The following is an 11,732-nucleotide window of genomic DNA, read 5'->3' on the forward strand; positions in this document are numbered from 1 at the left end:
CCCATGCTGGACGGCGAGCAGAGCGGGACCGAGAACTTCCTGGTCAAGCTCTTCGCCGTGGTGCCGCTGCTGGCGCTGGCCGCGGCGGTGCCGCTCGCCTGGGGCTGGGGCCTCGGCTGGACCGATCTCGGCCTGGCGCTGGGCTTCTACCTGCTCACCGGGCTCGGGGTGACCATCGGCTTCCACCGGTACTTCACCCACGGCGCGTTCAAGGCCAACCGCGGCCTGCGGATCGCGCTCGCGGTGGCGGGCAGCATGGCGATGCAGGGCCCGGTCATCGGCTGGGTGGCCGACCACCGCAGGCACCACGCCTACGCCGACCGCGAGGGCGACCCGCATTCACCGTGGCGCTACGGCACCTCGGCCGGTGCGCTGGCCAAGGGTTTCTGGCACGCCCACATGGGCTGGTTGTTCGACCGCGAGAAGACCAACGCGAAGCGGTTCGCGCCGGATCTGCTCGACGACGCCGACCTCGCCAGGATCGACCGCCTGTTCCCGGTGCTGACCGTGCTCACCCTGCTCACCCCCGCCCTGCTCGGCGGCCTGCTCACCTTGTCGTGGACGGGTGCGCTGACCGCGTTCTTCTGGGCCGGGCTGGTCCGGGTCGCGGTGCTGCACCACGTCACCTGGTCGGTCAACTCGCTGTGCCACATGATCGGTGACCGGCCGTTCGCCGCGCGGGACAAGTCGGCGAACTTCTGGCCGCTGGCGCTCGCCTCGATGGGTGAGTCCTGGCACAACTCCCACCACGCCGACCCCACCGGTGCCCGGCACGGCGTCCGGCGCGGTCAGCTGGACATCTCCGCCCGGGTGATCTGGGTGTTCGAGAAGCTGGGCTGGGCCACCGACGTGCGCTGGCCCCGGCCCGAGCGCCTCGCCCGCAAGCTAGCGCGCCAGTAGCTCCCGCAGCTGTTCGACCACGGTCGCGGGATCCTCCTCGGCCATGAAGTGCCCGCTCGTGACCGTCCGGTGCTCGAGGTCCGGCGCCCACGCCCGCCAGCGGGCCTCGGCGTCGAAACCGAGCGCGGCACCCCAGTCCTGCTGGAGCACGGTCACCGGCATCCGCAGCTGCCGCCCCGCCCGCCGATCGGCCTCGTCGTGCTCGACGTCGATGGTGGCCGAGGCCCGGTAGTCGGCGACGATCGACGGCACCGCCTCCCGGCTCGCCTTCAGGTAGACCGCGCGGACCTCCGGCGGGATGGCCGCCGGGTCGTTCGCCCACAGGTCGAGGAAGTGGCCGAAGAAGGCGTCCGCCGAATTGCCGATCAGCTGCTCGGCCAGGCCCGGCGGCTGCGCCATCAAGTACAGGTGGAAGCCGACCGCGGCCGACGTGCCGTGCATGACGTCCCACATGTCCAGCGTGGGCAGCACGTCCAGGGAAGCCAGGTGGGTGATCACCTCGGGGTGATCCAGCCCGGCGCGGATGGCCACCAGCGCGCCCCGGTCGTGCCCGGCCAGCGCGAACCGTTCGTGCCCCAGCTCGCGGGCCAGCGCGACCACGTCGGCGGCCATCGTCCGTTTGGCGTAGACGGCCGGGTTCCCGGTGCCGTCCGGCTTGTCGCTGTCGCCGTAACCCCGCAGGTCGGGGCAGATGACCGTGTGGTCGGCGGCGAGGTCGGCGGCCACGTGCCGCCACATCAGGTGTGTCTGGGGAAAGCCGTGCAGCAGCACGATCGGGCTGCCCGAGCCGCCGATCGCGGCGTTGAGCGCCACGCCGTCGGCGACGGGCACGCGTCGTTCGGTGAAGGAAGGGATCATGCCCCCGATCGTGAGCGCCCCCGATCAGCAGCCGATCAGCGCCCGATCACCACGGGCGGTTAGGTTGAGGTCGTGGTGGGGTTCCGGGTGCTGGGCCCGCTGACGGCCGAGACCGCGGCCGGTCCGGTCAACCTGAAGGGCCCGCGGCACCAGGCCGTGCTGGCGCGGCTGCTGATCGCGAAGGGCCGGGTCGTCCCGGTGACCTGGCTGATCGGCGATCTCTGGGAGGGCGATCCACCGGACGGCGCGCTCGGCGCGGTGCAGACCTTCGTCGGCGCGCTGCGCAAGGCCCTGGAGCCGGACCGCCCGCCACGCACCCCGTCCCAGCTGCTGGTCACCGTGCCACCCGGCTACGCCCTGCGGGCCGAACCCGGCGCCGTGGACGCGTGGCGCTTCGAGGCCGCGGTCGCCGAATCCGCCCGGCTGCTCGCCGGTGGGCAGGCCGAAAAGGCGCGGGTTCTGCTCGACGACGCGCTCGCGCTCTGGCGCGGGCCCGCGTACGCGGAATTCGCCGAACTGGACTGGGCGCGTGCCGAGGCCGACCGGCTCACCGAACTGCGGTTGCTCGCCGTCGAACGCCGTGCCGAAGCGGCGACCGCCTCCGGGCAGGCCGCCGAATCGGTGCCCGGCCTGCGGGCACACGTCGCCGAACACCCGTTGCGCGAGGACGGCTGGCGACTGCTCGCGCTGGCGCTCTACCGGACCGGACGGCAGGGCGACGCGCTGATCACGCTGCGCCGCGCCCGCGAAGTGCTGCGGACCGAACTCGGCGTGGACCCCGGCACGGAACTGCGGCAGCTGGAAGCGGACATCCTCGCCCAGGAACCACGCCTCAGCGAACCGGCGCCACCGCCCGTCGACGAGCCATTCGTCGGCCGGGACAGCGAACTGGCCGAGCTGGTGCGGACCGCGGTGGCCACCGCGTCGGCGGGACGGCCAGGGCTCGTGCTGCTGGCGGGCGCGGCCGGGGCGGGCAAGACCGCGCTGGTCAGGGCACTGACCCGCCGGCTCGCCGCGATGGGCTGGACCACGGCGTGGGGCGCCAGCCCCGACCTGCCGTCCGTGCCCGGTGAGGACCTCGCCGCGGCGCGATTCCGTCGGCAGCGCGCGATGGGGGAGTACCTGGCGAAACTCGGCGGACGCGGCCCGGCCCTGCTGGTCTTCGACGATCTGCACTGGGCTGACGAGGAGACGCTCGCCCTGCTCACCGGGCTGGCCACCGATCCGGGTGCCGGGCCGGTGCTGCTCGTCGGCACCTACCGGTCGACGGAAATCTCCGCGGAGCTGGCCGGTGCGCTGGGCCGCGCGGCCCGTGCCGAACCGGTCCGGCTCTACCTCGGCGGGTTGAGCGAATCGCAGGTCGCGGCTCTGGTGCGGGCGGTCAGCCATCGCGAACCGACGGCCGAAGGCCTGCGGGTGATCCACCGGCGCAGCGCCGGGAACCCCTTCTTCGTCCGGGAACTCGCCCGGCTCTGGGAGGCCGAGGGGAGTCTGCACGCGGTTCCGGCCGGGGTTCGCGATGTCATCCGGCATCGGTTGTCCGGCCTGCCCGGCACGACGCACCTGCGTCAGGCCGCGGTGCTCGGCGAAGAGGTCGACCTCGAAGTGCTGATCGCCTTGGCCGGGGACGAGGACGCCGTGCTGGCGTCGGTCGAGTCGGGCCTGCTCGCCGGGTTCCTGGTCGAACAGGACGCCGACCGGGTGCGTTTCGAGCACGCGCTGGTGCGGGAGACGCTCTACGAGGACATCGCGCGGGCGCGCCGGGCACGCTGGCACGCCGCCGTGGCCGAGATCATCGAACAACGCCGGCCGGACGACGTGGCCGCGATCGCGCACCACTTCCTGCGCGCGGACAGCGCGGCCACGGCTGAACGCGCCGCGCACTACGCCCGTGCCGCGGCCGAACTCGCCGAACGCCGCTCGGCGCCGCACGAAGCGGCTCGGCTGTGGCGGGAGGTCGTCACGCGTTCGCAGGGCCGGGCCCGGCTGGAAGCGACGATGGGCTTGGTGCGGGCGCTGGCGGTGACCGGGGATTTGCCGCAGGCGCGGCGATTGCGCGCGGAAGCGGTCACCGCGGCGACGGGTGACCCGTTGCTGGCCGCCCGGGTGATCGGCTCGTTCGACGTGCCCGCGATCTGGACGGCGAACGACGACGAAGCGCACTCGGCCGGGCTCGTGGCGGCCGCGGAACGCGTGCTGGCGGAACTGCCCGACGGCCAGCCGGTCTGGCGTGCCCGTCTGCTGATCACCATCGCGATGGAGCGGCGGGCGGACACCGGCGGCCGGGGCGGCGAGGCGGCTACGGAAGCCGTGCGAATCGCCCGTACGCAAGGGGATCCGGCCCTTCTTGCCTTGGCGCTCAACGGACTTTTCCTGCAAACCTTCCACCGCGCGGGGCTCGCTCCGGAACGGGCGCGGATCGGCGCGGAACTGGTCGAGCTGAGCGCGCGGCACGGCCTGGTCACCTTCGAGGTGCTGGGTCACCTGATCCAGCTCCAGGCACACGCCGCACTGGCCGGCCTGGCCACCGCCGACGAACACGCCGCCGCGGCCGATGCCCTGGCGGAGCGGTACGAACTGCCCTTGGTCGGCGTGTTCACCGAGTGGTACGCCGCGCTCCGGCTCGCCATCACCGGGCACGTCGCGGAAGCACGCTCCGCCTACCGCGCCGCCGCCTCGAAGCTCACCGGCACCGGGATGTCCGGCCTGGAACGGGGAATCCTGCCGCTCGCTCTGCTCGGCCTGGACCCCGCCACCCCGTTCGACGCGGACTGGGGCCCGTACGAACCCTGGGCGCGGCCTCACGGACCGTCCATTCCGGACTCACCACGGGACCTCCTGTTCGAAGCCCGCACCTGCCTGCACGCCCGCTTCGCCATCCACAACGGACAGACGGCGGTGATGGAACACCTGTACGCCGAACTACTGCCCGCCGCGGGTGAACTCGCCGGCGCGGGGAGCGGACTGCTCACCTTCGGCCCAGTTGCCCGATACCTGGGCGACCTGGCCACGGCACTGGACCGCCCGACCGATGCCGCCCACCACTACGAGCAGGCCGAAGCCCTCCGTCGTTCGTAGCGGTGTCAGGCGTCCTGGAAAGCGGCGATGACGGCGTGGGCGCATTGGCTCGGCAGGTCGTCGTCCGGGGTGAGGATGTTGCCGGTGATGGTGATGGGCGGGTTCAGCGGGAGGGACCGCACGCGCGTGGAGCCGATCGTGGTGATTTCACCGGCGGGCATCAGGGCCCAGCTTCGCGGGTCCGCGCCGACTTCGACGATGGTGTCCTGGGCGGTGCCCGCCGGGCGGCCGAAGCGGGCGCCGCTGGTGCCCAGTGCGGTGGTGACGGCCTCGTGCAGCGGGGGATCGGAAGGCGCCCGCAGTACGTGATCGGCCAGTTCGGCGACGGTGACGCTGTCGCGCCCGGCGGCCGGGTGACGGGTGGAAACCACCGCGTGCAGCGGTTCCGACCACACCGGCAGCACCCGCAACCCCGGCGCCGAGACCGGGCCGCGCACCAGCGCCAGGTCCAGTTCACCCCGGCGCAGGGCGTTGACGCGTTCGGTCACCGGCAGGTCCACGAGCACCAGTTCGAACGTCGGGTTCAGCTCGCGCAGCGCTTCGATGCCGCGTTCGAGGCGGGCGGTGAGGCCCGCCGCCGTGCCGATCCGGACGACGGAAATCGGTTCGTGCACCACGGTTCGCACGCGTTCGGCCGCCGCGAGGGTTTCCTGCGCGGCGGCGAGCACGCGGCGCCCGGACTCGGTCAGCCGGACCGTGCGCGAGGTGCGGTCCAGCAACCGCGTGCCCAATTCGCGCTCGAGCCGGGCGATCTGCTGGCTGACCGCGGGCTGCACGATGTTCAGCCGCTCCGCCGCACGCCCGAAGTGCAGTTCCTCGGCGACGGTGACGAAGTACCGCAGCGCCCGCAGCTCCATCCACCCCTCCGATCGATCACCCCATGTTATCGCTGCACGGGCGAACTGGATCTCGCTCCACCACGCGAACCGCGCTGGACTGGGGGCATGCGGATCGGACAACACATCATCACCGCCGGTGCGGCCACCGTCGCCGAATTCGGCGCGCACGCGGCCGAGGCGAAGGCCCGCGGCTACGACAGCGGCTGGACCAACCAGCAGCCCGGCGGCTGGGACCCCATCGCCGTGCTCGCCGCGATGCCGGACTCCCCACCGGAACTGGGCACCGCGATCGTGCCGACCTACCCGCGCCACCCGGTGGTGATGGCCACCGAGGCGCTGACCGCGCAGGCGCTCACCGGCGGCAAGCTGACCCTCGGCATCGGCCCGAGCCACGAATGGGCGATGACCGGCCAGTTCGGCCTGCCCTACGAGTCGCCGGCGCGCCACACCCGCGAGTACCTCGAAGTGCTGCGCCCGCTGCTGCGCGGGGAGCACGTCAAGTACGCCGGGCGGTTCTTCACCGTCGACACCCGGCTGGCGATCAGCGCGCCGGAACCGCCGGTGCTCATCTCCGCGCTCGGGCCGCGCATGCTCGAAGTCGCCCGTGAGCTGGCCGACGGCACCATCGCGCTGTGGGTCCAGCCCGGTCTCATCGCCGACTACCTGGTGCCGCGGCTCGGGGAGGACGCGCGGGTGGTGGTGATGGTGACCGTCTCGATCACCACGGACCCCGACGGCGTGCGCGAGACCTTCGCCCGCGAACTCGCCATCGTCAATGAGTTGCCCGCCTACCGCGCGATCCTCGACCGCGGCGGGCTGTCCGGCGCGGCCGATACGGTCATCGCCGGCAATGACGAAGAGGTGGCCGCCGAACTGCGGCGGTTCGCCGACGCGGGCGCCACCGATCTGGTCGTCAACGCCATCGGCGACCCGCGTGAACGGGCCCGCGCGCTGGACCTCGTACCCCAGGTGTTCGCGGGGTAGCGGACCGCCACGGGGGTGTCGCGCAGACCACAGTGGACATCGAACAGGTGTGCGAATCACATGGTAGGTTGCCGGGCATGGAACCGCCGACGACCCCCGACCGGCCGTGATCGTCAGCCCGCACACCCGCTGGCGGGGTGACGACCTGCACGGCCGCGTTCCGGTGATCACCCCGGTGTGGGTGCGGCTGGACGCGCTCTACACCCGGGTGCCCGGCGCGCCGGCGCACGTGGTGGAAACCGGGCTGGACCTGAGCGGGGAGGTGCCCGGCAGGCTGCACGGCTGGTTTTCCTCGGTGAAAGGGGAATGGCTGGGCGTGGTCAATTTCGAACTCGCCTACGCCGACGGGCGCCAGGACAAGCTGCAACTGCCCGATCAGCTCGTGCCCGCATACGCGCTTCGCCCCCGCCGCACCTGAGTGCGCGGCGGGGGCGAAAAAGCGGACCCGGTGTCAGAACCAGTGGCTGCGGCCACCGACCTTGGTACCTGCCCGCCCGAGTACTGCGAGGACCACGCCGATGATCACCAGCGCGATACCGATCGAATAAAGCACGGGAATGCTCGCGATGATACCGATGACAATCAGGATAACGCCGAGAACGATCATCTAACTGGCCTCCAGGTGGGGAAATTCTGCGCCGCCCTGTGGTGGCGCGGGCAAATCCTGGGTATCCCGTTCCGCTCGCGGGTAAACCCCTCCTGATCAACTCGGGTTCGGTGAACTAAAAAGGGTGTTGTGGGTTATTCACCGAAATAGGCGGACATCCTGCCGAACGGGCTAATCGAAGCAGCCGAACGTATGATCAGCCGGGCGGATCGCCGACCTCGCCGGGTGGCAGGAAGTGCACGTCGTGCTCGGCGGAGACCCGGACGGCCTCGGTCATGTCCGTGAGGTCGTGCAGCCGGTCGAACAACCGCGCCAGCCGCCCGGCCGGGCTCACCCAGAACAACGCGCGCGTGGGCGCCTCGCCGCGGTTGTAGTAGGCGTGCGGCAGGTTCCGCGGCATCCGGACGGTGTCGCCGGGGCCCGCGGTCAGCCATTCGCCGTCGAGGTAGAGGGTGAACACCCCGTCGAGCACGTAGATGTGCTCGTCCTGCGTGGGGTGCACGTGCGGGGGCACCCCGGTGCCCGGCGGATCGTAGGTCTCGAAGGCGAAACCGCTCTCGGCGGCGGACTTCATCGCGTACCGGTGCCCCAGCACGTTCCAGACCCGGCTGCCCATGCCCTCACCGGCCAGGGTGATCCCCTTCGGCAGCGGGCCCAGCACGATCTCTTCGCTCATGCCCTCATCCAAGCGCACTCACGGCGCCCAGCGCAGGACCGTGACGGTGGTTCCTTCGCCGGGCGCGGTCTCGATGGCGAACTCGTCGACCAGGCGCCGGGCGCCGCCGAGACCGTGGCCGAGCCCGGCTCCGGTGCTGTAGCCGTCGGCCAGCGCGGCGGCCACGTCGGCGATGCCGGGGCCGTGGTCGCGGATGGTCACCCGCAGCCCGGTGCGCGCGCCGGCGACCTGCTCGATCCGGAGCGTGCCGCCACCGCCGTGGACGTAGGCGTTGCGCACCAGTTCGCTCACCGCGGTGACGATCTTCGTCTGGCCGATCAGCCCGAACCCGGCCCGCAGCGCCGCCGCGCGGACGGCGTGCCGGGCCCCAGGCAGGTCGTGGTCGGTGCGGAACTCGTACGGCGCGAGTTCCCGGACCGGGGCGTTCCGGTCATCCGGTGGCATGGGACCTCGCCCTGACCTGGCGAGGCGGGCCGGAACCGGGCTCCAGCAGGCGGATCGCGTCGGCCAGCGCCCCGGCGAGGGTGGCGCGGGTGGTGATCGTGGACAGGTCGATCCCGAGTCTGGTGATGGTCTGCGCGATCGGCGGCCGGATCCCGCTGAGCAGGCATTCGGCGCCCATCAGCCGCACCGCGTCCGCGGTCTGCAGCAGGTGCTGGGCCACCGCGGTGTCCACCGTGGGCACCCCGGTGATGTCGATGATCGCCACCCGCGCCTCCTGCGCCTGGATGGCTTCGAGCAGGCCGTTCATCACGACCTGGGTGCGCGTGGTGTCCAGCGTGCCGATCAGCGGGACGCCGACCACGTGGCGCCACAGCCGCAGCACCGGCGTGGACAGTTCGAGCATCTGGTCGTGCTGGGCGCGGATGATCTCCTCGCGGCCCTGCACGTAGGTGCTTAAGCTGAGCACGCCCGCCGCGTCGAGCAGGCGATTGAGCAGGACGGCGGCGTCATAGTGCACCTGGGATTCGGTGCTCTGGCGCATGACCGCGGAGAGCAGCGCCTCCTTCAGTGCCAGCGTGGACATCGCCGTCGCGGTCGGCGTCGCGCCGCCACGTGCCCGCCGCAGCGACAGCTCGACCAGCGCCTCGCGCAGCGGCGGGTGACCGGAGACCACCTTTTCGGGGGGCAGGTCGGTGCGCAGCCCGTCGGCGAGCGCGGCCAGCACGGTTTCGGCCTCGTCGCGCAGGTCCTCGCCGGTGGTGACGTCGGCGTACCGCCGCTGCAGCGCGAGCCATTCGCCCGCCAGCCGCGGGCCGCCTTCGACCAGGATGGCGAACAGGAAGTTCCGCACGGTCGCGGCGTCTTGAGTCACGGGCACCCTTCCCCGGCCGGCGAGGTGATCGTTATCGAACAGCGACACCCGGGCACCCGCACCACTCGGCCGGCGTGCAACTGTTGTCGCATGACAAACGTTAGCCTACGGGGTGCCGTCCGCTGGTGTTCCGTGCGGCGCGCGGTCGCGGGCGGCCGCCTGGAATTCCGTCAGGCCGTCGACCAGTGCCGACCGCGCGGCGGGGGAGAGTTGGTCCACCACCTCCCGCAGCACCGCCACCCGGCGGCCGCGCAGCTCGTGCAGGTACTCCCGGCCGCGGGCGCTCAGGCGGAGTTCGACCTCCCGGCGGCTGGCCGCGCTGGCACCGCGTTCGACCAGGCCAACGGCCTCCAGGCGGTCGTAGAGGCGGCTGACCGACGGCGGGGTCGAACCCAGCATGGCGACCAGCGTGCGCAGGTTCGCGCCCTCGGCCCGCTCCAGCGCGAACATCGCCCGTAGCTGGGAGGCCGACAGCGGCGCGGTGGTCACCTCGCGGCTGTGCTCCCACAGCACGTCCAGCAACTCGGCGATCTCGGCGGCCAAGCGCGCGGCCTGATCCGGTTCGTCGGACGGGGGCGGCCTGGTCACGCCTGCCACTGTGGCAGCCATAGGGTGAACTGTCAGCGCAAGCCCTACCCCTTGCATCCCCTGCCCGAGGCGGGAACCACCTTGCACAGATCCCTCCCGGTGGAACGGGCGCTTCGCGCTTCGGCTCCCCACGAACTGATCGACACCGTCCGCGGCGCACTGGCCGAGCACTTCGGCGTGCGCACGGTCGACCTGCTGATGGCCGACTACGGCCTGACCATGCTGCAACCGGTCGCCGTGCTGCCGTACACGAGCAGACCCGTGCCGGTGCGCGGTAGCGCGCCCGGCGAAGTGTTCAGCACCCAGCGCATCACCTCCGGGCCCGGCAGCACCGGCGTGCTCGTCCTGCTCCCGGTCACCGTGCGCGGGGACCGGCTCGGCGTGCTGAGCGTCGGGCTGGCCGAGGAACCCGGCGAGGAGCTGCTCGCGGAACTCGCGCAGGTCGCCGAGGCACTGGGCCACGAGATCCTGGTCGCCGAACGCGACACCGACCTGTACCTGCAGGCGCGCCGCGCGCAGCGCCTGACCCTGGCCGCCGAGATGCAGTGGCAGCTGCTGCCCGGCCGGGCCTGCACCCGGCCCGAGTACCAGCTCGGCGCCCAGCTCGAACCCGCCTACGCGATCTTCGGCGACAACTTCGACTGGTCCACCTCGGCCGATCACCTCACGCTGACCGTGTCCAACGGCATGGGCGACGGCATCCAGGCCGCGCTGCTGACCAACCTCGCGGTCAACGCGATGCGCAACGCCCGCCGTGCCGGCATCGGGATCGCCGATCAGGCCATGCTCGCCGACCAGGCCGTCTACGCCCAGCACCGCGGCGACTGCCACGTCGCCACCCTGCTGCTCCGCTTCGACCTGGCCACCGGGGAGGCCGACGTGGTCGACGCCGGTTCACCGCGGCTGTGGCGGCTGCGCGACGAGGTGGCCGAGCCGATCACCTTCGACGAGCAACTGCCGCTGGGCATGTTCGAGGACACCCACTACACCGCCGAGCGGTTCCACGTGCGACCGGGTGACCGGCTGGTCCTGGTCAGCGACGGGGTCTACGACGTGGCTTCCCCAGCGGGTGAACGCTATGGCGAACACGCGCTCGCCCGTGCCATCGTGGACACGCGGAAGTACCCGTCCGCGCACGTCCCACGGGAGATCCTGCGTCAACTCGCCGGCCACCGTGATGGCGGGCAATCGGAAGACGACGCCATGATCCTCTGCCTGGACTGGCGCGGCCGCTGATCGCGGGGTTTGCTCTTCCCCTGAACGGGGTAACAAAGCGTTACCGACGTTGACCCCTAGCGGAGGTGGCGTTCATGTCGATCCCGGACGGGAACGAGCTGCAGTCATCGCACTTGCTGAACGACGTCAACGACCTGTCCGGTATCCGCGCCGCGATCCGGGACCTGGTCCGGCCCTACGGCCGCGAATCGGTGATCGACACCATGCTGGTGGCGGACGAGCTGGCGGTCATCGCACTGGGAAACGGCAGGCTGCCGGGTGAAGTGCACGCGGTGATCAGCCCGTTCGCCGCGGCCGAGCCGCAGTTGCGGGTGGAGGTGCGCACCGGGCGCGAAGCGCTGCCCCCCGGCACGGCGCCGAGCCGGGAGAGCTGGAAGGTGCTCAACAGCTGCACGCTGGCGTGGGGCATCAGCCGCGACGGCGAGCGGACCACCTTCTGGGCGAACGTCCGGCTGCGCTCCGAAGATCCGCACGAGCAGGCCGCCGAGGTGCACGTGTTGCGCCCTCGACGGCCGCAGTCGTGACTCAGATCACAGTCTGATTAACCCGGTTTGGTGAATCGATCACCGGGTATCAACTCCGCGGGCCGGTTGGGGCGGACCCGCGGACTTCATCGCAGGGAGGGAACGCCGGCGGCCACGGGCCGTCGGC

General features: G+C 71.8%; 13 protein-coding genes. 6 read left to right on the plus strand and 7 right to left on the minus strand.

What is annotated here, in order from left to right; all coding sequences use genetic code 11:
• The first annotated feature begins 3 nt into the window (after nucleotides 1–3).
• On the plus strand, nucleotides 4–900 hold the full coding sequence (locus tag L3Q67_RS23915; protein WP_499191631.1) for an acyl-CoA desaturase: 897 nt from the start codon (nucleotides 4–6) through the stop codon (nucleotides 898–900).
• Here the strand turns inward: L3Q67_RS23915 and L3Q67_RS23920 are convergent.
• Nucleotides 886–1,758 carry an alpha/beta fold hydrolase gene (locus L3Q67_RS23920; RefSeq protein ID WP_499183706.1) on the minus strand — a complete coding sequence of 291 codons (873 nt, stop codon included), beginning with the start codon at nucleotides 1,756–1,758 and terminating at the stop codon, nucleotides 886–888. The two genes, L3Q67_RS23915 and L3Q67_RS23920, sit on opposite strands and share 15 nt — an antisense overlap.
• Before the next feature lie 72 nt (nucleotides 1,759–1,830).
• Here L3Q67_RS23920 and L3Q67_RS23925 point away from each other — a divergent pair, with 72 nt between their 5' ends.
• A complete protein-coding gene (locus L3Q67_RS23925) occupies nucleotides 1,831–4,836 on the plus strand; it encodes an ATP-binding protein (protein WP_499183707.1) in 3,006 nt (1,001 codons plus the stop codon).
• 5 nt (nucleotides 4,837–4,841) lie between these two features.
• On the opposite strand, the gene L3Q67_RS23930 is transcribed toward L3Q67_RS23925, so the two are convergent.
• Complete coding sequence (locus tag L3Q67_RS23930) at nucleotides 4,842–5,693, minus strand: LysR family transcriptional regulator (RefSeq protein ID WP_499183708.1); 852 nt, start codon at nucleotides 5,691–5,693, stop codon at nucleotides 4,842–4,844.
• An 87-nt stretch (nucleotides 5,694–5,780) separates the two neighbouring features.
• Here L3Q67_RS23930 and L3Q67_RS23935 point away from each other — a divergent pair, with 87 nt between their 5' ends.
• Nucleotides 5,781–6,659 carry an LLM class oxidoreductase gene (locus L3Q67_RS23935; protein WP_499183709.1) on the plus strand — a complete coding sequence of 293 codons (879 nt, stop codon included), beginning with the start codon at nucleotides 5,781–5,783 and terminating at the stop codon, nucleotides 6,657–6,659.
• A gap of 106 nt (nucleotides 6,660–6,765) precedes the next feature.
• A complete protein-coding gene (locus L3Q67_RS23940) occupies nucleotides 6,766–7,077 on the plus strand; it encodes a hypothetical protein (RefSeq protein WP_499183710.1) in 312 nt (103 codons plus the stop codon).
• Between the two features lie 33 nt (nucleotides 7,078–7,110).
• On the opposite strand, the gene L3Q67_RS23945 is transcribed toward L3Q67_RS23940, so the two are convergent.
• The 5 genes from L3Q67_RS23945 to L3Q67_RS23965 form a co-directional block, all read right to left on the minus strand.
• Nucleotides 7,111–7,266, minus strand: coding sequence for a DUF6131 family protein (locus tag L3Q67_RS23945; protein WP_194240158.1), 156 nt, complete (start codon nucleotides 7,264–7,266; stop codon nucleotides 7,111–7,113).
• 196 nt (nucleotides 7,267–7,462) lie between these two features.
• Nucleotides 7,463–7,942, minus strand: coding sequence for a cupin domain-containing protein (locus L3Q67_RS23950; RefSeq protein WP_499183711.1), 480 nt, complete (start codon nucleotides 7,940–7,942; stop codon nucleotides 7,463–7,465).
• A gap of 18 nt (nucleotides 7,943–7,960) precedes the next feature.
• Complete coding sequence (locus L3Q67_RS23955) at nucleotides 7,961–8,386, minus strand: anti-sigma regulatory factor (protein ID WP_499183712.1); 426 nt, start codon at nucleotides 8,384–8,386, stop codon at nucleotides 7,961–7,963.
• On the minus strand, nucleotides 8,373–9,257 hold the full coding sequence (locus L3Q67_RS23960) for an STAS domain-containing protein (protein WP_499183713.1): 885 nt from the start codon (nucleotides 9,255–9,257) through the stop codon (nucleotides 8,373–8,375). The genes L3Q67_RS23955 and L3Q67_RS23960 overlap by 14 nt, the downstream gene beginning before the upstream one ends.
• Nucleotides 9,258–9,362: 105 nt before the next feature.
• Nucleotides 9,363–9,845 carry a MarR family winged helix-turn-helix transcriptional regulator gene (locus L3Q67_RS23965; protein WP_499183714.1) on the minus strand — a complete coding sequence of 161 codons (483 nt, stop codon included), beginning with the start codon at nucleotides 9,843–9,845 and terminating at the stop codon, nucleotides 9,363–9,365.
• 81 nt (nucleotides 9,846–9,926) lie between these two features.
• Between L3Q67_RS23965 and L3Q67_RS23970 the strand changes: the two genes are divergently transcribed.
• Both L3Q67_RS23970 and L3Q67_RS23975 read left to right on the plus strand, forming a co-directional pair.
• Complete coding sequence (locus L3Q67_RS23970; RefSeq protein WP_499183715.1) at nucleotides 9,927–11,081, plus strand: PP2C family protein-serine/threonine phosphatase; 1,155 nt, start codon at nucleotides 9,927–9,929, stop codon at nucleotides 11,079–11,081.
• Nucleotides 11,082–11,155: 74 nt separating this feature from the next.
• Nucleotides 11,156–11,605: a hypothetical protein gene (locus L3Q67_RS23975; RefSeq protein ID WP_499183716.1), complete on the plus strand. Its 450-nt coding sequence runs from the start codon at nucleotides 11,156–11,158 to the stop codon at nucleotides 11,603–11,605.
• Nucleotides 11,606–11,732: the final 127 nt, after the last annotated feature.

Source organism: Saccharothrix sp. AJ9571, assembly GCF_021725495.1.
Taxonomy (GTDB): domain Bacteria; phylum Actinomycetota; class Actinomycetes; order Mycobacteriales; family Pseudonocardiaceae; genus Amycolatopsis; species Amycolatopsis magusensis.